This window comes from Oceanobacillus sp. FSL W7-1281 (genome assembly GCF_037969835.1).
GTDB classification, from domain to species: domain Bacteria; phylum Bacillota; class Bacilli; order Bacillales; family Amphibacillaceae; genus Oceanobacillus; species Oceanobacillus oncorhynchi.
Window position 1 is genome coordinate 152,777 of sequence record NZ_CP150214.1, and the last position, 22,129, is coordinate 174,905.

General features: G+C 39.6%; 24 protein-coding genes and 1 riboswitch. Of the genes, 17 read left to right on the forward strand and 7 right to left on the reverse strand.

Annotation, left to right across the window (positions count from 1 at the left end; genetic code table 11):
• Window positions 1-21: 21 nt before the first annotated feature.
• The 15 genes from MKX55_RS00805 (at window position 22) to MKX55_RS00875 (ending at window position 12,018) form a co-directional block, all read left to right on the forward strand.
• Window positions 22-666 carry an adenylate kinase gene (locus MKX55_RS00805; RefSeq protein ID WP_042530822.1) on the forward strand — a complete coding sequence of 215 codons (645 nt, stop codon included), beginning with the start codon at window positions 22-24 and terminating at the stop codon, window positions 664-666.
• Between the two features lie 465 nt (window positions 667-1,131).
• Entirely contained in the window at window positions 1,132-1,350 is a 219-nt protein-coding gene (gene infA / locus MKX55_RS00810; protein ID WP_040985051.1) for a translation initiation factor IF-1, read from the forward strand.
• Between the two features lie 31 nt (window positions 1,351-1,381).
• Entirely contained in the window at window positions 1,382-1,495 is a 114-nt protein-coding gene (rpmJ, locus tag MKX55_RS00815) for a 50S ribosomal protein L36 (RefSeq protein ID WP_010095733.1), read from the forward strand.
• A 23-nt stretch (window positions 1,496-1,518) separates the two neighbouring features.
• Window positions 1,519-1,884, forward strand: a complete 366-nt coding sequence (gene rpsM, locus MKX55_RS00820) for a 30S ribosomal protein S13 (protein ID WP_042530825.1) — start codon at window positions 1,519-1,521, stop codon at window positions 1,882-1,884.
• Between the two features lie 21 nt (window positions 1,885-1,905).
• A complete protein-coding gene (gene rpsK / locus MKX55_RS00825) occupies window positions 1,906-2,295 on the forward strand; it encodes a 30S ribosomal protein S11 (protein WP_042530827.1) in 390 nt (129 codons plus the stop codon).
• Between the two features lie 204 nt (window positions 2,296-2,499).
• Window positions 2,500-3,444, forward strand: a complete 945-nt coding sequence (locus MKX55_RS00830) for a DNA-directed RNA polymerase subunit alpha (protein ID WP_042530829.1) — start codon at window positions 2,500-2,502, stop codon at window positions 3,442-3,444.
• 44 nt (window positions 3,445-3,488) lie between these two features.
• A complete protein-coding gene (gene rplQ, locus MKX55_RS00835; RefSeq protein ID WP_042530831.1) occupies window positions 3,489-3,842 on the forward strand; it encodes a 50S ribosomal protein L17 in 354 nt (117 codons plus the stop codon).
• A gap of 795 nt (window positions 3,843-4,637) precedes the next feature.
• The gene (locus MKX55_RS00840) at window positions 4,638-5,480 is read left to right on the forward strand and encodes an energy-coupling factor ABC transporter ATP-binding protein (RefSeq protein WP_042530833.1); all 843 of its coding nucleotides are present in this window, start codon (window positions 4,638-4,640) and stop codon (window positions 5,478-5,480) included.
• On the forward strand, window positions 5,456-6,325 hold the full coding sequence (locus MKX55_RS00845) for an energy-coupling factor ABC transporter ATP-binding protein (RefSeq protein ID WP_339235351.1): 870 nt from the start codon (window positions 5,456-5,458) through the stop codon (window positions 6,323-6,325). The genes MKX55_RS00840 and MKX55_RS00845 overlap by 25 nt, the downstream gene beginning before the upstream one ends.
• Complete coding sequence (locus MKX55_RS00850) at window positions 6,318-7,115, forward strand: energy-coupling factor transporter transmembrane protein EcfT (protein ID WP_193064176.1); 798 nt, start codon at window positions 6,318-6,320, stop codon at window positions 7,113-7,115. Before MKX55_RS00845 ends, MKX55_RS00850 begins: the two co-directional genes overlap by 8 nt.
• 22 nt (window positions 7,116-7,137) lie before the next feature.
• Window positions 7,138-7,911, forward strand: a complete 774-nt coding sequence (gene truA, locus MKX55_RS00855; RefSeq protein ID WP_339181436.1) for a tRNA pseudouridine(38-40) synthase TruA — start codon at window positions 7,138-7,140, stop codon at window positions 7,909-7,911.
• Between the two features lie 194 nt (window positions 7,912-8,105).
• A complete protein-coding gene (rplM, locus tag MKX55_RS00860; RefSeq protein ID WP_339181438.1) occupies window positions 8,106-8,543 on the forward strand; it encodes a 50S ribosomal protein L13 in 438 nt (145 codons plus the stop codon).
• Window positions 8,544-8,562: 19 nt separating this feature from the next.
• Window positions 8,563-8,955 carry a 30S ribosomal protein S9 gene (rpsI, locus tag MKX55_RS00865; RefSeq protein ID WP_042530842.1) on the forward strand — a complete coding sequence of 131 codons (393 nt, stop codon included), beginning with the start codon at window positions 8,563-8,565 and terminating at the stop codon, window positions 8,953-8,955.
• Window positions 8,956-9,297: 342 nt separating this feature from the next.
• Entirely contained in the window at window positions 9,298-10,842 is a 1,545-nt protein-coding gene (locus MKX55_RS00870; protein ID WP_339235353.1) for a BCCT family transporter, read from the forward strand.
• A 42-nt stretch (window positions 10,843-10,884) separates the two neighbouring features.
• The gene (locus MKX55_RS00875; RefSeq protein WP_339235356.1) at window positions 10,885-12,018 is read left to right on the forward strand and encodes a M20/M25/M40 family metallo-hydrolase; all 1,134 of its coding nucleotides are present in this window, start codon (window positions 10,885-10,887) and stop codon (window positions 12,016-12,018) included.
• Between the two features lie 171 nt (window positions 12,019-12,189).
• Here the strand turns inward: MKX55_RS00875 and MKX55_RS00880 are convergent, their stop codons facing one another.
• From MKX55_RS00880 to MKX55_RS00890, 3 genes are read right to left on the reverse strand one after another with little or no spacing between them, the layout of a single operon-like run.
• A complete protein-coding gene (locus tag MKX55_RS00880) occupies window positions 12,190-13,041 on the reverse strand; it encodes a PRD domain-containing protein (protein WP_339181445.1) in 852 nt (283 codons plus the stop codon).
• Window positions 13,042-13,066: 25 nt separating this feature from the next.
• Window positions 13,067-14,470 carry a glycoside hydrolase family 1 protein gene (locus MKX55_RS00885; RefSeq protein ID WP_256705484.1) on the reverse strand — a complete coding sequence of 468 codons (1,404 nt, stop codon included), beginning with the start codon at window positions 14,468-14,470 and terminating at the stop codon, window positions 13,067-13,069.
• Window positions 14,471-14,506: 36 nt separating this feature from the next.
• Window positions 14,507-16,366, reverse strand: coding sequence for a beta-glucoside-specific PTS transporter subunit IIABC (locus MKX55_RS00890; RefSeq protein ID WP_339235358.1), 1,860 nt, complete (start codon window positions 16,364-16,366; stop codon window positions 14,507-14,509).
• A 489-nt stretch (window positions 16,367-16,855) separates the two neighbouring features.
• Between MKX55_RS00890 and MKX55_RS00895 the strand changes: the two genes are divergently transcribed.
• The gene (locus tag MKX55_RS00895; RefSeq protein ID WP_339235360.1) at window positions 16,856-18,064 is read left to right on the forward strand and encodes an MFS transporter; all 1,209 of its coding nucleotides are present in this window, start codon (window positions 16,856-16,858) and stop codon (window positions 18,062-18,064) included.
• A 150-nt stretch (window positions 18,065-18,214) separates the two neighbouring features.
• On the opposite strand, the gene MKX55_RS00900 is transcribed toward MKX55_RS00895, so the two are convergent.
• The 4 genes from MKX55_RS00900 to MKX55_RS00915 form a co-directional block, all read right to left on the reverse strand.
• Window positions 18,215-18,529 (reverse strand): multidrug efflux SMR transporter, encoded by a 315-nt coding sequence (locus tag MKX55_RS00900; RefSeq protein WP_042530860.1) that lies wholly within the window; start codon window positions 18,527-18,529, stop codon window positions 18,215-18,217.
• Window positions 18,529-18,870: a multidrug efflux SMR transporter gene (locus MKX55_RS00905; protein WP_042530862.1), complete on the reverse strand. Its 342-nt coding sequence runs from the start codon at window positions 18,868-18,870 to the stop codon at window positions 18,529-18,531. The genes MKX55_RS00900 and MKX55_RS00905 overlap by 1 nt, the downstream gene beginning before the upstream one ends.
• Window positions 18,871-18,942: 72 nt before the next feature.
• Window positions 18,943-19,039: riboswitch (guanidine-I (ykkC/yxkD leader) on the reverse strand.
• Window positions 19,040-19,302: 263 nt separating this feature from the next.
• The gene (locus tag MKX55_RS00910; RefSeq protein WP_339235363.1) at window positions 19,303-20,655 is read right to left on the reverse strand and encodes an MFS transporter; all 1,353 of its coding nucleotides are present in this window, start codon (window positions 20,653-20,655) and stop codon (window positions 19,303-19,305) included.
• Between the two features lie 277 nt (window positions 20,656-20,932).
• A complete protein-coding gene (locus tag MKX55_RS00915; protein ID WP_339235366.1) occupies window positions 20,933-21,292 on the reverse strand; it encodes a winged helix-turn-helix transcriptional regulator in 360 nt (119 codons plus the stop codon).
• A 201-nt stretch (window positions 21,293-21,493) separates the two neighbouring features.
• Here MKX55_RS00915 and hxlA point away from each other — a divergent pair, with 201 nt between their 5' ends.
• Window positions 21,494-22,126, forward strand: coding sequence for a 3-hexulose-6-phosphate synthase (hxlA, locus tag MKX55_RS00920; protein ID WP_339181452.1), 633 nt, complete (start codon window positions 21,494-21,496; stop codon window positions 22,124-22,126).
• The last annotated feature ends 3 nt before the right edge of the window (window positions 22,127-22,129 follow it).

A 22,129-nucleotide genomic window follows, 5' to 3' on the forward strand; every position in this document is an offset into this window, starting at 1 on the left:
CTACAAAAGCGAGGGGAAACAATGAATTTAATCTTAATGGGGCTACCTGGTGCCGGAAAAGGTACCCAGGCCGAGAAAATCGAAGAAAAATATAACATCCCTCACATTTCAACTGGGGATATGTTCCGACTGGCGATTAAAGAAGGTACGGATCTTGGCAAGAAAGCAAAGGAATATATGGACCAAGGGAATCTTGTTCCAGATGAAGTAACCATCGGTATTGTCAAAGAGCGCTTAGCAAAGGATGATTGTAAAGAAGGTTTCCTATTAGATGGATTCCCGCGCACAATTGCTCAAGCGGAAGCACTTGAAGAATTGACAGCTGATTTGAATAGAACCATCGACTATTGTATACATGTGGATGTACCAGAAGAAAAATTGGTAGAGCGTTTAACTGGACGGAGAATTTGTCCGACTTGCGGAACAACTTATCACGTTGTTTATAACCCTCCTAAAACAGAAGGTATTTGTGATAAAGATGGCTCCCAGTTAATTCAGCGAGATGATGATCAACCTGAAACGGTGAAAAAACGGTTAGCCGTTAACGTAGAGCAAACACAGCCATTACTTGATTTTTATCAAGAAAAAGGATATCTTTTGAAGGTGGACGGTGATCGTGATATTAACGATGTGTTCTCCGATATAGAATCCATTTTGGATAAATAAGTCACCCCTTTTAGCAGACAGAATAGGTGCAAAACTTAGGTCTGCGAGTTATAATAGGTGAGATAATGTGTAATGCTTTTATCAAACACGATAAAAAATTGGTTCATCAACCTTTTGATATAAAACAAACAATTGCCTAGGTGATGGTGAGAGCTGATATACGTTACCAAATTGATTTTCTAAAAGCTAGGGTCAATTTGTACGTATGATGCAGGATAGTGATTCAGGTCAGTACAATTGATATCTCGGTTGTGAACGGCCGGTTGTCCTACGCTGGCCAATGGAAGAAGCAAGCAGTGCGTTTATAAATCATCTTCTGATGATAGAGCGCCAGATGTACGTTCAATGTTTCCCGGAAGATAAGCGAGCAGTATATCAAGTCTGGCTTATCACGAAAGGAAACGAAAGCTTTATCCTAGATTAAGATAAGGTTGTAACTGATTTGAAGAAGGGAGATCACACACAATGGCGAAAGACGATGTTATTGAAGTAGAAGGTACAGTGACAGATACATTGCCAAATGCGATGTTTAAAGTGGAGCTTGAAAACGGCCATACCGTATTGGCGCATGTATCTGGTAAAATCCGTATGCACTTTATCCGCATTTTACCGGGCGATAAAGTTACGGTTGAGCTTTCTCCGTATGATTTAACCAAAGGACGAATTACGTACCGTTATAAATAAACGAGCTCCGATCTAAAAGGAGGTAATGATGATGAAGGTAAGAGCATCTGTAAAACCAATTTGCGAGAAATGCAAAGTCATCAAACGCAAAGGTAAAGTAATGGTAATTTGTGAAAATCCAAAACACAAACAAAAACAAGGCTAAAAAATAGGAGGTGCTAGCATTCTATGGCACGTATTGCAGGTATTGATATTCCACGTGATAAAAGAGTAGTAATTTCCTTAACATATGTTTATGGTATTGGAAAAACTACTGCACAGGAAGTCCTTAAAGAAGCAGGCGTTTCTGAAGATACTCGTGTCCGTGATTTAACGGAAGACGAATTAACAAGAATCCGTCAAGCGATTGATAGCTACACTACAGAAGGAGATCTTCGTCGTGAAGTATCCTTGAACATCAAACGTTTGATCGAAATCGGTGCTTACAGAGGTATTCGTCATCGTCGCGGATTACCAGTTCGTGGACAGAAGACAAAGAATAACTCTCGTACACGTAAAGGCCCACGTAAGACAATGGCTAACAAGAAAAAGTAATGTAAGGAGGTAAGCTTACAAATGGCACGTAAAACAAATACGCGTAAACGTCGTGTGAAAAAGAATATAGAATCTGGTATTGCTCATATCCGTTCTACTTTTAACAATACAATTGTTACAATCACGGATACACAAGGTAATGCTATCGGCTGGAGCTCTGCTGGTGCTCTAGGTTTTAAAGGATCTAAAAAATCAACTCCGTTTGCTGCACAAATGGCTGCTGAAACAGCTGCGAAGTCTGCAACCGAAAACGGCATGAAAACATTAGAAGTTACTGTTAAAGGACCTGGCGCTGGTCGTGAAGCTGCAATCCGTTCTTTACAGGCTGCTGGATTAGAAGTTACTGCAATTGTTGACGTAACTCCAGTTCCTCATAATGGTTGCCGCCCGCCAAAACGTCGTCGTGTTTAATTTAACCGTATAGAATTTTATCAACTTGGTCATACTGGTTGATAAAACATACGGTTATCTACATGTGTAGATAAACAGATTCCAAAGACAGTTTGTACAAAAGATTATTAGGTAGAGCAGAAACGCCAACTGCCTATTTGAGGAATTTCGGTTAGACTTTGTTGTCTAGCCGGGGTTTCGACGTTTTAAAGGAGGGTTTGTTAAATGATCGAGATAGAAAAGCCAAAAATTGAAACGATTGAAATTAGCGATGATGCTATGTTTGGTAAATTTGTAGTTGAACCGCTAGAACGTGGATATGGTGCCACACTTGGAAACTCCTTGCGTCGTATCTTACTATCCTCACTACCAGGTGCTGCTGTAACAACTGTTCATATCGATGGAGCACTGCATGAATTTTCAACGATTGATGGGGTTGTGGAGGACGTTACTACTATCATTCTTAATTTGAAAAAGCTTGCACTTAAAATCTACTCTGATGAACCGAAGACATTAGAAATTGATGTTCAGGGAGAAGGAGCAGTAACTGCTGCAGACTTAACATATGATAGTGATGTGGAAGTGATGAACCCAGATCTTCATATTGCGACATTAAACAGTAAAGCTAACCTTCATATGAAGTTAACTGCTGAAAGAGGCCGCGGGTATCGCCCGGCAGATGAAAACAATTTTGATGATCAGCCAATTGGTGTCATTCCAATTGATTCCATTTTTACACCAGTATCACGTGTTACGTATCAAGTAGAGAACACACGTGTAGGTCAAATCGCTAATTATGATAAACTGACATTGGATGTTTCGACTGACGGTAGTATTCGCCCGGAAGAAGCAGTTTCTCTAGGTGCAAAAATCATTACGGAGCATTTGAATATTTTTGTCGGCTTGACAGATGAAGCACAGAACGTAGAAATTATGGTTGAAAAAGAAGAAGATCAAAAAGAAAAAGTAATGGAAATGACTATTGAAGAGCTTGATCTTTCTGTTCGTTCTTACAACTGTTTGAAACGTGCTGGCATCAACACTGTACAAGAGCTTGCAAATAAATCTGAAGAAGATATGATGAAGGTTCGTAATTTAGGACGTAAATCATTAGAAGAAGTAAAAGTAAAATTAGAGGATCTAGGATTAGGTCTTCGAGATGATGACTGATATAACAGTCACCTGACTAGTTTCAAAAAAGGGAGGGATAGTCCGTGGCTAGAAAATTAGGACGTTCAACAGATAGTCGTATGGCTCTTCTTCGCAACCTTGCAGCTGATGTAATCATTCATGAACGCATTGAAACAACAGAAGCAAAAGCGAAAGAGTTAAGATCGATTGTAGATAAAATGATTACTCTTGGTAAGCGTGGGGATTTACATGCACGCCGTCAAGCTGCAGCATTTTTATACAACAAAGAAGCGGATGAAGAAAATAATGTAATTCAAAAACTATTTGATGATGTTGCTGCGCGCTATGAAGATAGACAAGGTGGATATACACGCGTTCTTAAACTTGGTGAACGCCAAGGCGATGGCGCTAAAATGGCAATCATTGAGTTGGTTTAATTACTACAAACGGCAAGGGGCAGGACTCAATCTCTCTCAGAGGTTATCCAAGCCCTTTTTTTGTATTGGAAAATGATTATTAATGGCTCTTGACCAAAATATATGATTGAGAAATTAGAGGTAAATTTGATAGTGGTGACCGCTACGGAAAAACACTACGCTTTCCATGGGCTTGCGCTCAGCCTCCTCGAAAAAAAGAAGATCACTTTTTTCCTGCGGGGTCTTCACACTGGGACTGCGATTACTCGCCCCACCGAAAACCATTGCGCTTTCCCATAGGAGTCTCCGTGTTTTTCCTTCGCTAACTAGTGTTAACATCATTTACTCTTTAATCTCATCCATTGTTTTTGGTATAGATTTAATGATTAGCTAATAAATTAGTTTTTGTTTAAAGTAATTGACTAATGTTACTGTGGTTTCTGAGTAATAAAGAGAACTTAAAAAATACTTTAGTCCATACCCAGCGGAAGAAATACACGGAGACTCCCGTGGGAATGCGCAGTGTGAAGACCCCGCAGAAAAGTGGTTTTCTTTTCTACCCGCGGGGCATAAGCGCGACTTTGCTTCTGTCTACGCCTGACGGCTTGCCAATCAGCAAGTCTTCTTTAAAGGAGGCTGAGGACAAGCCCACAGGAAAGCGTAGTGTATTTCTGGAGCGTTGGCTAGAAATACTATCAAACTTCACCAACAAGTGTTTTGAACAAATACTTTCTTTCAACAAAGAAAGTAGATAAAATAACCATAATAGAAAAAAACAAATTACATAATAAAAAAACAGGAGAAGGGGGTGTCTGGATGGACAGAAAAAAGCTAGTAGAGTTTAAGAATGTTTCCTTTCAATATGAGGAAGAGGGAGCGCTTGTGTTAAATCAGGTCTCCTTTGAGATTTATGAAGGGGAATGGGTTGCGATTATTGGACACAATGGCTCTGGAAAATCAACCATCGCCAAGCTGCTTAATGGATTATTAATGCCAAAAGACGGGGAAATCGTTGTCGATGGTCAAAAAGTAGATGATGATACCGTCTGGGATATACGTAAAGACGTAGGGATGGTCTTTCAAAATCCAGATAATCAATTTGTTGGGGCAACCGTTCAAGATGATGTGGCATTTGGAATGGAAAACAGAGGAATCCCCAGAGAAGAGATGAGAGAGAGAATCCAGCGCACCTTATCTGCCGTTCGTATGCAGGATTATTTAATCACTGAACCCCACCGGCTGTCTGGCGGGCAAAAACAGCGAGTGGCGATTGCCAGCGTCTTAGCGATTGCTCCAAAAGTATTGATTTTAGATGAGGCAACGGCGATGCTTGATCCGACAGGCAGAAAAGAAATTATGCATACCGTGAATGATATTCAGGAATCAGAAGGACTTTCTCTGATTACCATTACACATGACTTGCAGGAGATTGTTCAAGCAGATCGTGTGATTGTGATGAATAAGGGAGAAATCTGGGAAGAAACCACACCAAGAGAGTTATTCCTGCAGCGGGAAAGCTTGCGTGAAATTGGCTTGGACGTGCCCTTTGTTGCACAATTAACTGATGAGCTGATGAAGCAGGGCGTCGAATTAAAAGAAGCAGCATTAAACCACGAAGAGTTGTTGGAGGAATTATGGAAATTCAATTCAAAGATGTAAGTTATATTTATCAAGAGAATAGTCCCTTTGCCCACAAAGCCCTTGAAGACATTTCTTTCACAGTAGAAGATGGTTCGTTTGTTGCTGTGATTGGTCATACAGGCTCTGGGAAATCAACACTCATCCAGCATTTAAATGGTTTAAGCCTGCCGAGCAGGGGAGAGATAACGATTGGTGATTTCCTGCTGAGTTCAGAAGGAAAGCCTAAGAATATCCGTGATTTAAGAAGAAAAGTTGGTGTGGTGTTTCAATATCCGGAGCATCAGCTATTTGAAGAAACCGTTGCGAAGGATATTGCTTTTGGTCCGAAAAATTTTGATGTGGAGCAGGAGGAAATTGACCGCAGAATAGATCGGCTTCTCCCTGCCGTCGGGCTGCCAGCAGAAATATTAGAGCGTTCTCCGTTTGATTTAAGCGGCGGACAGAAGCGGCGTGTGGCCATTGCAGGCGTCTTAGCGATGGATCCAGAAGTGCTTGTATTGGACGAGCCGACTGCAGGGCTGGATCCGCGCGGACAGCGTGAAATCATGGATATGTTTTATCAGCTGCATCAGGAGCGCCAACTGACGACGGTATTGGTAACACATAGCATGGAGGATGCGCTCGCTTATGCGGATAAAGTGATTATTTTAAATGGCGGTCAAAAATATATGGAAGGTCCGCCGCTTGAGGTATTTAAACAAACAGACAAGCTGCAGGAGGTCCAATTAGATACGCCGGAGGTCATTCATTTTCTGAATCAGTATAATGAACGATTCGGTACTTCTTTAAACTATCAGCACCAAACCTTGCAGGAATTAGCAAATGAGATAAAAAGGCAGCTGGAGGTGGAATCGGATGAATAATGCATTAATTATTGGTCAGTATGTTCCTGGAAACTCCTTTATCCACCGGTTAGACCCAAGAACCAAAATCACAGTTGTCTTTTTCTTTGTGATTGTTGTCTTTTTTGCAAACAATGTACCGACGTACAGTCTATTAACTGCTTTTTCTTTGCTTTGTGTACTGAATTCCAAAGTACCGTTACAGTTTATATTAAAAGGATTGCTGCCCGTCTGGTTTTTAATTATTTTCACATTTATTCTGCATCTGATTATTACAAACGAAGGAAATGTCGTAGTCGATTGGGGATTTTTTAAGATTTACAGCGGGGGAATCATCCAAGGTTTTGCGATTTCCTTACGCTTTTTCCTGCTTATCCTGACGACTTCTTTATTAACGTTGACAACCACACCGATTGAAATAACGGATGCCATGGAGGAAATGCTTCACCCATTGAAAAAAATTAAGTTTCCTGTTCATGAGCTGGCGTTGATGATGTCTATTTCTCTGCGGTTTATTCCGACATTGATGCAGGAAACAGATAAAATATCCCGGGCGCAGGCGGCACGCGGTGTTGATTTTCGTACAGGTCCGGTGAAGGATCGGATTATGGCAGTTATTCCTTTATTGGTTCCTTTGTTTGTGAGTGCATTTAAACGGGCCGAGGACCTGGCAATGGCGATGGAAGCGCGTGGTTATCAAGGCGGGGAAGGGAGAAGCAAGCTCCGTGAATTGCACGTAGGTACAAAGGATATTCTGGTATTGATTGCTTTTGTACTAATGCTGGCGGCCTTGTTTGTATTAAGACAGTAAGGAAAGGAAAGGGACTGTGTAAATGGAACGGATAAAATGCACCATTACTTATGATGGTTCAGGATTTGCGGGTTTTCAGGTACAGCCTGATCACCGGACTGTTCAGGGGGCGCTGGAAAAAGTCTTAGCTAAAATCCATAAAGGGGAAACGATACGTATCCAGGCCTCGGGTCGAACCGATACAGGTGTCCATGCAGTCGGACAGGTTATTCATTTTGATACCCCTTTAACGATACCTGAACGGAACTGGAAACAAGCTATGAATACACTTCTGCCGGATGATGTCCGGATAGTGCATGTGGAGAGAGTGAATGATGCCTTTCACGCCCGCTACAGTGTTAAGCAGAAAGAATATCATTATGTCGTCTTGAACCGGGAAGACCCCGATGTATTTCGCCGGAACTATGCATTGCACTTTCCTAAATGTCTTGATATAGAAGCCATACAAGCTGCCTGTAAGCATTTAGAGGGGACACATGACTTTACCACCTTTTCTTCTGCAAAGTCGTCTGTAAAAGGCTCTAAAATACGTACATTGTTCCATGCATCCTGCAGGAAGAAAGAAGACGATATTGAATTTGTTTTCCGTGGAAGCGGATTTTTATATAATATGGTGCGGATAATGGTCAGTGCACTTTTGGACGTGGGAATTGGCAAGCGGCGTCCAGAGGAAATACCAGCCCTCTTAGCTGCAAAAGAGAGAGGCCAGCTGGGAAAGACGATTTCACCGAATGGACTGTATTTATGGGAAGTAAGCTATCATGAGCAGGAAAAAGAGAAGGATTCCGGAGATTAAAAGAATAGACACAAAAAAGAGAAGAATTTTTTCAATTACTTTCATACGAGGCTTGACTTTTGGTTTGGAAAAGTATAAGATGATATATGGCATTTTATTTCTAAACCATGATTAGCCCCGGAATCTAATTATGTTAAGAATAAAAATATGATTACGAAGAATAAAGAATGAACGATATATGGAGGGAAAAAATCATGCGCACAACTTTCATGGCAAATGAAGCGAACATCGAACGCAAATGGTTGGTTGTGGATGCGGAAGGACAACGTTTAGGACGTTTAGCAAGCGAAGTAGCTGCTATCTTACGCGGTAAACATAAACCTACGTACACACCACATGCAGACACAGGTGATTATGTAATTATCATCAATGCAGACAAAATTGAACTATCTGGAAACAAAATGAATGACAAAATGTACTATAATCATTCCCAGCATCCAGGTGGATTAAGAGCACGTAACGCATACGAAATGCGTACAAAATATCCTGAAGAAATGCTTGAAGTTGCAATCAAAGGAATGCTTCCAAAAGGACCTTTAGGACGTAAAATGAAGAAGAAATTGCACGTATACAGAGGCGCTGAGCATAGCCATCAAGCTCAAAAACCAGAAGTTTACGAACTTCGCGGATAATTAAAGGGAGGTAAATGAATTGGCACAAGTACAATACTATGGCACAGGTCGCCGTAAAAAGTCAACTGCCCGCGTACGTCTAGTACCAGGTACAGGAAACGTTACAATCAATGGTCGCGATGCTAGAGACTATTTTCCATATGAAACACAACTTTTAATCTTGAACCAGCCGCTTGCTACTACAGAAACTCAAGGAACATATGATGTTCTTGTAAATGTACATGGCGGAGGATTTACTGGTCAAGCAGGTGCAATCCGTCACGGAATCGCACGTGCTTTACTGCAAGCAGATCCAGAATACCGTGCTTCATTAAAAACAGAAGGATTTCTTACACGTGATCCTAGAGCGAAAGAGCGTAAAAAATACGGTCTTAAAAAAGCCCGTCGTGCTCCTCAGTTCTCAAAACGTTAATAACCAACTATATCAAGAGTTACGCCCATTTGGACAATTTCTCCAAATGGGCGTTTTTATATAAAAAGCAGCTGAATAACATTAATGCTTATCATCCGGCTGAATGATTTTTACATAATGCGGATTAAGCTCAACCCCATAATAAGGAGGATATCTTTTTATTATCTGTATCTAACTATATAGTGATGAGACACAGTAATGATCCCAGAATAGAGGTATACGCTTAGAGCTTATAAGAATTGTTTAACGACAAACAATTACAGAAAATGATTGTCTTCTAGGGTTAATCTTTTTTAGAGAGTCTTCCTGTAACATAACGAAGAAAATATGGAGGAATTGCTTTTGAGTAAGAAGGTAGATATTAAATTAATAGCTTTAACGATTACCTTGTTAATGTGTGTTGTCGTGCCCATTGTATTTTGGCCAGATGGAACATCCAAGATAATTAATGATTTTTTTCATATGATGACAACAGATTTTGCATGGGCATTTTTGTTAATCGGATTTGGATGTACGATATTTGTTATATTTATAATAATTTCAAAATACGGAAATATCCGATTAGGCGGAGAAGATGCGAAACCTCATTATAAAGGTTTTACTTGGATATCAATGATTATTACTTCTGCATTAGCCGCAGGAATACTTATTTTCGGTATTGTAGAGTGGATGTTTTATGTCGAATCTACTCCATTTGGGATAGAGCCCAGATCTGTGGAAGCATATGAAATGGCATCTGCCTATGGGATGTTCCACTGGGGTTTTTCAGCCTCTGCATTTTACTTGCCGGCATCGTTAGCAATTGGGTATATGCTCTGGAATCGTAAGGGTAAATCCATGAAAATTTCAGAAGCATGCTCGGAAGTACTGGGTAAAGAAAACACGAAAAATTCCTTATTCAAGCTCATCATTGATGGAGTCGTAACATTTTGTTTTGTAGGTGGTTTATTAATAACTGTAGGACTTGGAACTTCTGTTATAGGAGAGCTTATTGGTGATTTATTTAACGTAGATAATACACTTACATTAAGAATTACGATTATCTTTGCATTTTGCGCATTTTTTATTGCCGCTACATCAAAATCAATTGCGAAAGGTATGGCGAAAATAAGTAATTTTAATATTTATTTAGCGCTTGCGTTTTTCTTGTTTGTCTTTATCGTAGGCCCGAAGTCATTTATTTTAAATAATGTTGTGATGGCTGTAGGTACGAATATTACAAACTTTGTTAAGATGAGTTTTTATACGGATGCAGTTGCCCAGACAGGGTTTATTCAGAATTGGACAATCTTTTATTGGGCGTGGTATTTAAGTTTATCCATTTCTATCGGTTTATGGGTAGCAAGAATATCTTATGGAAGAACATTTAGACAGATAGCAATAGGGGTTACCGTCTGTTTACCGTTAGCCTGCTGGTTGTCATTTGGTATATTAGGGAATTACGGTATGGGATTAGAAGTAAATAATATTGCGAATTTCTCAGAGATTGCAGTAACAGAGGGCAATAATGCAGCTACCCTTGCTGTACTAAAAACGATGCCTGTTTCAACGGTAGCAATCATTGTATTTATCGTATTAGTCTTTTTTAACCTTGCGACCAGTGCAACGAGTGTATCAACAATGGTAGCAATGATTACATCTAAAAATCTGCAAGTAAATGAGGAACCGAATAAATGGTTTAAAGTACTATGGGGATGTATTTTTATGGTATTGCCTGTGACCATACTATATTTAGAAAATGCGGTGGAAGAGCTGAATATATTAGGCATCATGCAATCGATGACCTCCTTATTTGGCGTGCCATTATTTTTTGTTAATGTTATTCTGATTTGGTCAGCAGTAAAAGCTATTAAAACAGATTATAAAAATAATAAGCTGAAAATATAAGGTGCATTTACCTGTAATATAAAATGGATAGGAGGGATAAGGGTGTACGAGGACGTAGCTGTTGAATTAACAAAGGAATTTATTCGCATCGAATCCTTTTCCGTAGAAGGAAAACAGAAAATAATAGCGTTTATGTATCATAAAATTAAAGAAGAGACTGACGCAGAGGTTCAAATAGTAGATGGCCATACGGAAAATCCACATTTGATCGCACATCATAAAAATGGAGAAGGGTATCATTTATTATTGCAAGGACATCTGGATACCGTATCTTTAGATGGAGTACAAGACCCCTTAAACCCAATTGAAAAAGACGGTGAAATATACGGCCGCGGTTCATGTGATATGAAGGCAGGAAGTGCAAGCAATTACGCTGCATTTAAGTATGCCTGTGACCATCAGGTAAAAGGCGATGTTTACTTAATGTATTCTACGGATGAGGAGACATACGCACAGCAAACCGTATCCGCTTTTGAAAGAGGCTTGTTGCCAAGCTGTGATTTGGGTGTTATATCTGAACCAACGGATCAAGCCCTGATGGTTGCGCAAAAGGGTAATGCTTGGATAGAAGTAGAATTTATTGGTAAAAGCGCTCATTCCAGCATGCCTGAGCTCGGTGAAAATGCAATCTACATGGCATCTGCATTTATACAGGCATTTCAAAAGTATACAGAGGAAAAATTCAAAAAGAATTCCCATCCGCTGTTAGGGGAAGCAAAAATGAATGTTGGGGTGATAGAAGCTGGTAAACAAGCGAATAGTGTACCAGCGAATTGCAGGATTGTGATTGATAAAAGATACTTGCCCAATGAAACCATAAATGATTTTCAAGAAGAAATTGATATTGTAGCCAAAAGGCTAAAGGATACTTATCCGGCATTCCGTTATCAAACGAACATCTTAGTGGATTGCACGCCGATGGAAATAGATAGCAGTTCAGAAAAATTTCTTCAACTTAAGGCGATACTTGAGAAAGAGCTGGATAGAAAACTAAAAGTTGACGTATTTGGAGGCTGGGGAGAAGGCGGTACGCTTGCTAAATATGCGACAGATACATTGTATTTCGGTCCAGGAAATTCGATTTATGCACACACGGATGAGGAAAGAGTGGGAATAGAGGCAATTAAAGAAGTTACGAGCGGAATCATTGCCATTGTAAAAAATAAGTGTGTGTAAAGTAAATAAGGATAAGTATAAGCTGGTGTTAAAGGCGATTTTAGCATGAATTTAGGGGAATTTATAAATAGTTAAATTCAAGAAAAGGGTTCTCGATACCTGTTAATATTCATCCCATAATATTAAAATCTCCTCAAGGCAGAAGCCTCGAGGAGATTTTAATAACAGCAGTTATGATTTATTGGGATCATCTCTTAGTATCCGATTAATATGAATGATTAAGTAAAGCTTCTCCTGCCTAGTCAGATCAATCGCATATTTTTGTCTTACAAAATGTGTAATGCTTTCAATAATCTTATTCTCCAGCTGCATTGATTGGCTCAATTGATCAAACAGGATGTCAGTATCGGTGTCTTTAAAAATTTGATTTTTGATGATTCTCTCAGCAAAAAACTTTAGATGCGTAATAAATCTTGTATAAGAAAGGCTTGCTTTATCGAAATGGGCATTCGCTTTTCTTTGAACGATTGCTTCAATATGATCGATCAGCTTGGCAATTTGCGCTTCCTCATGATAGGATTCTGAATTTAAACGTGCATTGACAAAATGCATTCCAATGGCAGAGGCTTCACTTTCAGGAAGATCTATTCCCATTGTTTGATTGATCAGGTTTACGGCGAATCTGCCAACTGCATATTCCTTTGGATAATATTTCACAACCTCCACATAGGTAAATTTCTCTCCAAGGTTTCCTTCATGAAATCTGCGGACAACAAAAGAAATATGGTCAGACAGTGACAGGTATAAATAATCCATCACTTCCATATCGTATTCTTTTGTGGCAAATTCAATGATTTCTTTTACAAGATTAAAATACCTATCATCCAGCTCACTTGCCAGCTGTATAAAGTTCTTCAAAATGGTTTTGTCTTTTAGGATAAATGTTTTCTCTATTTCAGAATCTTGAATCTGGCAGCCAATTGATTTCTTATATCCGATTCCCTTGCCCATTAAGATGTATTCATTTCCTGAATCATTGATTGCTAATACTAAGGAATTGTTCATCACTTTTACGATCTGCATGGCTACGTTCCTATTCCTTTGCTGATTAATTTAATCCATTGTTTTTAATAACATCTTGATACCAGTAAAAACTGTCCTTCTTAATTCGACGCAATTCTTTGAGATCAAAATCTTCTCTGTCTATATAAACCAGACCATAACGCTTCATAAAGCCTTGACGGGAGCTTAGCAAGTCCATTACAGACCATGGGGAATACCCAAACAGCTCGACACCATCTGAAATGGCATCATTACATGCGGCAATATGATCTTTTAAGTATTCAATCCGGTAATCATCATGTATTTTACCATCTTCTGTTAGCTGATCGCCAGTTCCTAAGCCGTTTTCTGTGATAATCATCGGTAAACGATACTTTTCATAATAATCATTTAGTAAAAGTCTTAAGCCGGTTGGATCTACTTGAATCCCATAATCTGTTACTTCGAGATTTGGGTTCTTTTCAATTTTAAAGTATCCATATAAGTCGAAATCAATATCATTTTCCTTTGTTCCGAATGGATGAGCATCATCGGCAGGCAGATAGCTGGCTACCAGCGTACGGTAATAGTTTACGGCGATATAATCCGGCTTTGATGCTTTGAGAATTTCTTCGTCCTCTGGCTGTGTTTCTGGATAAATATCACATTTCTTCAGATATTCTTTATAGTATCCCGGATACTCTCCGAAACAATACATTTCTAAGGCATAATTGGTTTTGAAATTATCGTTCATTCTGGCTGCCCACACATCTTCCGGCCGATTGGAGCTTGGATATGTCATGGTGGAGGATACAGCCGGTCCGATTTGTCCATCTGGAAGCATTTCACGGCAAGCGTTCGTAGCAAGCGCATGCGCTAGAAACATATGATAATCCATTTGTGCTCTCACTTTTTCAGCCTGTTCACTTGGCACATCATACATATTCATGCGAATATTAACACGAATCATTAGATTTTGTTCATTATGCACCTGCCAATGCTTTACACGATCGCCGAAAGCTTCAAAACAGGTTTTTGCATACTTTTCAAAAGCAAAAGCACAATCACGGCTTTCCCAGCCATTGTACTTTTCAACCAGAGCAAATGGCAGATCAAAGTGGTACAGCGTCACAAATGGAATAATATCATTCTCTAATAAGAAATCAATCACATTGTTGTAGAAATCAATCCCCTTTTGATTCACTTCTCCATCTCCATCTGGAATAATTCTCGCCCAGGAAATAGAGAAACGGTAAGCTTTTAAACCAAGTTCCTTCATTAAAAGAATATCTTCTTTATAGTTATGGTAGAAATCACTGGCAACTCTGGTATCTGCTTGTACATCTGATTTTTGGAATGCATTGTAATCCGCTACCGTTTTACCTTTGCCATCTTTGTCCCATGCTCCTTCAATTTGGAAGGCGGAGGAGGAGGCTCCCCACCAGAAATCTTTGCTGAAATAATTTTTCATTATCGTCACTCCTATATATTATTTAATTATTTTTTATCAAACAGTTCTATCCGTATTGCTTTCTACAATGGAAACACCTTGCAACTGCGAAGAATTGGTGACAACCATTGGGGTGGTGAGATCATAGCCTTTTGCTTCAATTTCTTCTATATTAAACGAGACAATTTTGGTCCCTTTGCGTATCTCATCACCGGCGCTCACATGGGCTTCAAATCCATCTCCATTTAATTCCACGGTATTAAAGCCGATATGAATTAATAATTCAGCGCCATTTTCCAGCTGCAGCCCGATAGCGTGCAATGTCGGGTAGAGAACAGATACTTTACAGTCGGCTGGCGCTGCCACTTCACCGGTTGTTGGATAAACTGCTGCTCCTTCTCCTAATGCGCCTGATGAGAAAACTTCATCTTTTACTTCAGATAATGGAATCAGCTTTCCCTGGACTGGCGAAGGAATAGTTACTTCTGTGTCTGTTCCTGTCCTTGGAGCTTCCTCCTCGCTGTCTCCAAGGCCTTCATCCGAAGCATCCTCTTCTTCAGGAATATCCTTAAAACCAAATAACATCGTCATCGCTGCAGCCCCAAAGAAGGCAATCGCAATACCAATAATATAACATAAGAATGCTTTTGTCCCTGCTTCAATATAGACCGGGATGGTTAAAAAACCCTGGTTGGCAAAGGCTGTGCCATAGGATCCGCCCCAGCCCATCAGACCGCCGCCTATCGCTCCGCTGATTACTGCATAAATCATCGGTTTTTTCAGACGAAGATTAACCCCGTAAATGGCTGGCTCGGTAATTCCGAAAAGTGCTGTTACGGTTGCCGTTGCAGATAACGTTTTTAATTTCTTATTTCTCGTTTTTAAAAATACACCTGCAGCAGCTCCTGCCTGAGAAAAGTTAGCAGCACCTGCAAATGCTAAAAGATTCTGCTGACCAGTTTGTGCCACATCATTAATTCCAATTGGCAGAATGGCTTTGTGAGCACCGAATATAACAAGCACACACCAGATTCCGCCAATAAAAGCACCTAATAAGGTTGGACTGATATCCATAATGATATAGTATAGCCAATTGATGAAGTTACCTAAGTGAATGCCGATAGGTCCAAAAATAATTAATGTCGCTGGTACCATCACTAATAGCGTGAAGGTTGGCACCATAATAATTTTTAGAACCTCGGGGGTGATGCGTTCAAAAAAGCGCTGAACATATGCCATGATAAATACAGCAATAATGATCGGGATAACCGTTGAGGTGTAGTCTGCTAATGTGACATTAACTCCTAAAAACGTAACGGCTGAACCGCTTGTCATTAAATCAACCAGATCCGGGTAGCATAGCGTTGCTGCCAGTACCATTGCAATTAATTCATTTGCCTTAAATACTTTCGCCGCTACATAACCAATCATAATCGGGAAGAAGTAAAATAAAGCATTGGAGGTGGCATCTAATATCCGGTACGTATTGTATTCTTTAATATCCACATTCCAATAATAAGCTGCGATCATAACCGCAAGAGCCAGAATTCCTTTCAGCATGCCGGATGCAGCAATTGCCGGGATAATCGGAATAAATATGGATGTAAATGTATTTAAGATTCGGCTTCCGATAGACCCTTTATTCTCTTCTTTATTTTCCGCTTTATTTAAATCACCCAGAAGAAGTTGAATTTGATCATGTACTTCCGCCACCTTATTTCCAATCACAACCTGATACTGCCCGCTATTCTCGACAACCGAGATAACCTCGTCCATCTTTTCTAAATTCGCCTTGTTTGCTTTTTTTGTGTCATATAACGTAAAACGCAAACGTGTATAGCAGTGGGTTAATCCAGAAACGTTTTCCTTTCCACCCACGTTGTTTAAAATGTCCTGTGCCACCTGTTGATAGTTCATGTTATTTCTCCCTCGCTAAAAATTAATCCACTGGCCAACGGATAAAATATGAAGAACACATATTGACACAAAAAAAGACCAAACGCACACAAATAATCTCAAGGGGAAAACACAGCTTTCCCATGATTATTAAAGTGTACACTTGATCTTGCCTGCATTATCAGTAACACGTCAAATGTATTCCAGTATGAAGCTTTGCAAATATACTAACACGCTTTCATTATCGATGCAAGCGATTTTTAAATCTTTTTTTCTGGAAAAAATGAAGAAATAAATGATGCTTGTGCAAATTTTAATCTTAGGATATGATACTGCATTAGAACTTTGAAAATAGAGATTGTACTGAAAAATCTTTGTTTTAAAGCAGTTAGAAAAGCAGGGGAAACGAATCGGGAAACCGCTAAAAAACAGGAGAAAAAGGCCTGATTATATGCTGCGTAAACCTAATTCCCCAACATTTCACTGGAAAATAGAAGGAGTAATGAAAAGATGAATAATGCACAAAAAAAGCAGGCATCGTTAATTTTATGGGTTGTTGTCTGTTTCTGGTTCGCGCAATATGTTTACATTCCCTATCAAACGACCTACTTAATTATGGTAAATATTTCTAGTGATCTGGTAGGTATGATTATTGGTGCATATGGCATTTCACAGCTTATGCTCCGGCTGCCAGTAGGTATTTTGGCTGATCTTAGCAGCAATCACAAGCTGTTTATCATACTTGGATCTTTATTTGCGGGCGGCGCCTCGCTAAGCAGGATTTTACTGCCGGATGATATTGGCTTTTTCCTTGGGAATATTTTATCAGGAACTGCAAGCGCCACCTGGATTTCTTTTATGATTCTTTATATGAGCTTTTTTAACCAAAAGGATCAGATACGCGCCACCAGCAGAATTATTATGGCTAACAATGCCGGCATGCTGCTTGGTTTTGTAACCAGTACGCTTCTCTATGATAAAGTCGGCATGATGATGATTTGTGCCTTCAGTTTAGCTGCAGGACTGATTGGTTTTGTACTCGCTTTCTTTCTTCAATCAACCAAACCATCTCATCACACAAATAACGTTTCCTTCAGGGAATTAATAAAGGTGACTGCAAATAAAAGCTTAGTTCTTTTTTCCTTCTTGGCATTAGTGCAGCAGGGTGTGCAAATGTCTACCACCATGTCCTTTACAAACCAGATTGTTCAGGAGCTGGGCGGCTCCAATCTAGTTATTGGTATGTCGTCTATTATTTATATGCTGTCAGCAGTCGTTTTTGCCAGATTGGCTTCGACTAAATTCCTGGCAATGATGTCTATGAAGTTATGGATTTGTTTCAGCTTTCTCTTCCTCGGCATTTACTGTGTACTGGTTCCCCAGACAAATTCTATCTTGCTTGTTTGCCTTTTACAACTGATACCGGGATTAGGTACTGGAATTTTGTTCTCTCTCCTGACCTCCAGTGCTATGCAGTCGATTCCTGACCAAAAGCGTTCTACTGCAATGGGCTTCTTTCAAGCTGTCTATGCGCTGGGAATGACAATTTTTCCAATAATTAGCGGGAGTATTTATGAGCATTTATCCATGAAGCATGCATTTATTTTTTTAGCGGGGACATGCTTTCTGGCTTGTTCAATTTCTTTTATTCACTTTAGAAGACAGGAAAAAAGGGAGAAAGAAGTTAATCAAAAAAGGGAGGTGTATCAACAAATTTAATTGGTTTTAAATTTGTTGATAAAACGAAAGCCTCACTACTTCCTTCTTTGATATTTGAGCAAGCAGTGAGGCTGCATTATTTTAGTTTGAATATAGATTTAATAACCAATAAATTGATATAAGCAGTGAAAATTATTTTTTAGAGATGCATTACGAAAATAATTTTAACCCGACAGCCGCTCCTAAAACCATGGCGATACACACCATTCGCTTCCATTCCTTTGGTTCATTATAAAAAAGCATTCCTGCTATTGCCCCCCCAGAGGCGCCGATACCAGTCCATACCGCATAAGCAGTCCCCATAGGCAATGTTTCCATAGCGTACGAAAGGAAAAAGAAGCTGGCTCCAAAACCAAGAACGAGTAAGACCAATGCCTGCCAATTACGATCTTTATGCAGCTTGTTTATCATCGTTACACCAACTACTTCGAATAATCCAGCGATAATTAATGAAGTCCAGGCCATTACGATTCAGCTCCTTCTGTCTCTTTGTCTTTCGTTACTAACTTCAAACCAATAACACCGGCTAATAAAATGGCGATCAAAAGAATCTTTATAAACTGAAACGGCTCGCCGAAGAAAGCAATATCTGCAAACGTTGTTCCTGCTGTTCCCAGTCCGACAAAAACAGCATAAACCGTTCCAACAGGAAGCTTCTTCCCAGCCATGATCATTAAATAGAAACTAAGAATGATCGCGATAATTGTTCCTGTCCAAGTCCAAAAATCATCGGCATGCTTTAGCCCGATTACCCAAAAAACTTCAATAACTGCTGCGATAATTACTTGTAACCACACCATATTCATGTAGATAACACCTCCGCGTTTATTCTTTCCAATAAAAAACAAAAAAACCTGAGAGATAACTGTATAAACAGTCTCTCCCAGGCTTTTATCCTTCCGTGGCACAGCTCAGGCTGTGAGTTTTCTCTCGGACCAGACCAATTTGTATTGCGGAACCCTAGAAAACATTCTCATATAATGAAGTTAATTTCCATTATACACAAAGTGCAGGTTTATTCAAGTCTCGTAACGTTCGTAGTGTCACCAAAAAACAAGGAAAAGAAATCAAAAGATATCAGAGGAAGTGCATTTAAAATTGGCATATTACTATTTTTATCAATTACTTCCTAAGCAGAATGATTAAAGAAAGAAGCCTGCACATTCGCTGTGAATGAAGCAGATAAGGTTAAAAACAGCAATCCTCCATTATTTTAAAATAGAGGATTGCTGTTTTTCCTATGCGTCTTTACCCCGCAATTTCCCCGGAAGCTTAAACGCCAGAGCCACAACAACTATACAAAAGACAAAACAAACCATTGCAACGAGATGCAGGTGCTCTGTATCTAAATGACGATTAAATGTTAAACCAAGGAGGCTGGAGGATAAAATTGAACCCAAATAGCGGCTGGTTTGAAATAATCCGGAAGCGGATCCCGTATCCTCTGGGTCCACATGTTCATAAAGTGCTGTTTGTGCAGAGATATTATTAAATCCGTTACTCATGCCAAGGACAGCCATAATAATAACCAGCCAGATCAAAGGAGAGCCATCATTATATGTTAATAGCAGACCGGTACCGCCTAAAAGCAAGAAAGCACCGATGACCATCGGCAGTTTAGAACCGTATTTATCAATCAGACGGCCGGCTAAGGGAGAAACAATGACACCGAATCCTGCCAGGGACAACATAATCACACCGGTATGCTGCTCGCTGTATTCACGAACCTGCTGCAGATAAGTTGGAAACCCAAAAAAGAAACAATAATGTATCAGGTTAATACTCATGAATTGTAAGTAAATAAAAGAAACATAGCGATTTTTCGTTAACCCTTTGACATCAATAAAGGGTTCTTCCTGCTTAAGTTCGAAAAAGTAAAAGCCGACAGCAGCAGATAAAAAGAGCAACAATGCCCACCAGCGAATATTCTGATCCAGCGAAAGCAAGAACAGAATTAATCCTACAATCGCGATAATAAAAACAAGGATACCGCTGAAATCAATCCGTTTTGCTTCAAATTCTCCTTGTCCTGTGTTCGGTAAAATAAAAAGAGCCAGTAAAAAGGATAAAATAATAAACGGAAAATTAATCAGGAAAATGGAATGCCAATCCCAAGAAGCGACTAAAAATCCGCCAATAGAAGGACCGAAAGCGGCAGATGTGGAAGCAAAGATCGATAATACAGCCAATGCTTTTCCTTGTCCTTTTGTAATATGTGTCCGAACCATACTCATGCCGCTGGGGAATAAAGTGGAACTCCCAATCGCCTGCAAGGCACGGCAACCCAATAAAAACGGGTAGTTTGGTGAAAAGGAAGCTAATATCGATGCGGCTGCTACGATAATGAGCCCGGCCATAAACAGCTTTTTCGGACCAAACATATCACTCAATTTGCCCATGACAGGCTGCCCGGCTGCACTTGCGAGGTAAAAGATAGAAATCAGCCAGGAAGCATCCGCGAAGGTTAATGTAAATTCATTCTGTAATCGTGTTAATGCCACTGAAATCATCGATGAGTTTAACGGATTGAGCAGTGTTCCAAGTCCAATCGTTAAAATGAACAACCATGGTTTACGAATCGTTTCTGTCATTGTATGCATCACCTTATATATGTAAATTACAGTCGTATTTTCTGCCGAAGAAAGGGCAGTTAAACAAATTTGTCGAACCGATGTGTATTGTCATGGATTGGTTAAGTGCCTATTTGATTATTTTAGTCTTTTTTCGAGTTTATTGCAAAAGGGCTAAAATAATGAAGCGCATAAAAAGCCTTGAACGATTATCGCTGTTCAAGGCTTGGTCATACATTTGTTGTAAATGAAGCGTGATAAAAAATAATTACCACATAGCATGTCAACAAGAATGTATCTATTTCATAGCGGTCTGATTCTCTTTTTCTAAAACATTCTCAATATAATCCTTGCCCCATTCATACATTGCATCTAAAATCGGCAACAGCTTTTCGCCGTGCTTTGTAAGAGAATACTCTACTTTGGGCGGAACAACAGGATATACTTCACGGTGAACGATTAAATGGTCTTCCAGCTCGCGTAATTGATTAACAAGCATTCTTTGGGTAATACCGGGCATCAGTGCCTTTAATTCACCAAAACGTTTTGTCCCTTCCTTGCCCAGATGCCACAAAATCAACATTTTCCACTTCCCGCCAATGACCGCAAGTGTTAATTCCTTTTCACAATTAAAAGTTCTCTCTCCTAAATTCGGCATTTCCTTCACCTCCGCTTTATTTCATCCAATAGTATACTTTTTAGCACTATATGCGGTAAAAGTGCGTACTTCTCATTTCCGGATATACTCAGTATACTTGATGACATGCTGATGCGTAAATAGGGTTTGAAGCGGTAATGCGAGCTTGCCTTCTAAAAACCATTTAGCACAATAAATTTAAAAAATGAGGGAGCGAAAATAATGAAATTACAATTAGCGCTAGATCTTGTCGATATTCCAGGAGCAATTGATTTAATAAAAGAGGTAGAAGAGCATGTCGATGTGGTAGAGATTGGAACACCTGTCGTGATTAATGAAGGACTAAAAGCGGTGAAGGAAGTAAAGACTGCTTTTCCTGATTTAACAGTATTAGCAGACTTGAAAATTATGGATGCGGCTGGATACGAGGTAAGCCAAGCGTCTGCTGCAGGTGCGGATATTATCACCATTCTTGGCGCTGCGGAGGATGAGTCCATAAAAGGCGCTGTAGAAGAAGCGAAAAAGCAAGGCAAACAAATCCTGGTGGATATGATTGCTGTAAAAGATATCGAAACTCGTGCAAAAGAGCTGGATGAACTTGGTGCAGATTATATTTGCGTTCATACAGGATATGATCTGCAAGCTGTAGGGCAAAATTCTTTTGAAGATCTGCATACCATCAAGAGCGTTGTCAAGAATGCGAAAACAGCGATTGCAGGCGGAATCAAATTAGAAACACTTGCTGAAGTCGTGAAGCATCAGCCTGATTTAATTATTGTAGGCGGAGGAATTACGAGTAAAGAAGATAAAAAAGCTGCTGCAAGCGAAATGAAAGAATTAATGTTGCAAGGGTAATGT

What these genes read in the sequence shown, in the direction of transcription:
- MKX55_RS00880 (WP_339181445.1), bottom strand. Translation starts at nt 13,041, where the DNA reads ATGCAGATCGTAAAAGTGATGAACAATTCCTTAGTATTAGCAATCAAT.
- MKX55_RS00895 (WP_339235360.1), top strand. Translation starts at nt 16,856, where the DNA reads ATGAATAATGCACAAAAAAAGCAGGCATCGTTAATTTTATGGGTTGTT.
- hxlA (WP_339181452.1), top strand. Translation starts at nt 21,494, where the DNA reads ATGAAATTACAATTAGCGCTAGATCTTGTCGATATTCCAGGAGCAATT.
- MKX55_RS00805 (WP_042530822.1), top strand. Translation starts at nt 22, where the DNA reads ATGAATTTAATCTTAATGGGGCTACCTGGTGCCGGAAAAGGTACCCAG.
- MKX55_RS00885 (WP_256705484.1), bottom strand. Translation starts at nt 14,470, where the DNA reads ATGAAAAATTATTTCAGCAAAGATTTCTGGTGGGGAGCCTCCTCCTCC.
- MKX55_RS00830 (WP_042530829.1), top strand. Translation starts at nt 2,500, where the DNA reads ATGATCGAGATAGAAAAGCCAAAAATTGAAACGATTGAAATTAGCGAT.
- rpsM (WP_042530825.1), top strand. Translation starts at nt 1,519, where the DNA reads ATGGCACGTATTGCAGGTATTGATATTCCACGTGATAAAAGAGTAGTA.
- MKX55_RS00890 (WP_339235358.1), bottom strand. Translation starts at nt 16,366, where the DNA reads ATGAACTATCAACAGGTGGCACAGGACATTTTAAACAACGTGGGTGGA.
- MKX55_RS00850 (WP_193064176.1), top strand. Translation starts at nt 6,318, where the DNA reads ATGAATAATGCATTAATTATTGGTCAGTATGTTCCTGGAAACTCCTTT.
- MKX55_RS00905 (WP_042530862.1), bottom strand. Translation starts at nt 18,870, where the DNA reads ATGAATATGGTGTGGTTACAAGTAATTATCGCAGCAGTTATTGAAGTT.
- MKX55_RS00910 (WP_339235363.1), bottom strand. Translation starts at nt 20,655, where the DNA reads ATGACAGAAACGATTCGTAAACCATGGTTGTTCATTTTAACGATTGGA.
- MKX55_RS00845 (WP_339235351.1), top strand. Translation starts at nt 5,456, where the DNA reads ATGGAAATTCAATTCAAAGATGTAAGTTATATTTATCAAGAGAATAGT.
- truA (WP_339181436.1), top strand. Translation starts at nt 7,138, where the DNA reads ATGGAACGGATAAAATGCACCATTACTTATGATGGTTCAGGATTTGCG.
- infA (WP_040985051.1), top strand. Translation starts at nt 1,132, where the DNA reads ATGGCGAAAGACGATGTTATTGAAGTAGAAGGTACAGTGACAGATACA.
- MKX55_RS00840 (WP_042530833.1), top strand. Translation starts at nt 4,638, where the DNA reads ATGGACAGAAAAAAGCTAGTAGAGTTTAAGAATGTTTCCTTTCAATAT.
- rpmJ (WP_010095733.1), top strand. Translation starts at nt 1,382, where the DNA reads ATGAAGGTAAGAGCATCTGTAAAACCAATTTGCGAGAAATGCAAAGTC.
- MKX55_RS00900 (WP_042530860.1), bottom strand. Translation starts at nt 18,529, where the DNA reads ATGGCCTGGACTTCATTAATTATCGCTGGATTATTCGAAGTAGTTGGT.
- rpsK (WP_042530827.1), top strand. Translation starts at nt 1,906, where the DNA reads ATGGCACGTAAAACAAATACGCGTAAACGTCGTGTGAAAAAGAATATA.
- rplM (WP_339181438.1), top strand. Translation starts at nt 8,106, where the DNA reads ATGCGCACAACTTTCATGGCAAATGAAGCGAACATCGAACGCAAATGG.
- MKX55_RS00915 (WP_339235366.1), bottom strand. Translation starts at nt 21,292, where the DNA reads ATGCCGAATTTAGGAGAGAGAACTTTTAATTGTGAAAAGGAATTAACA.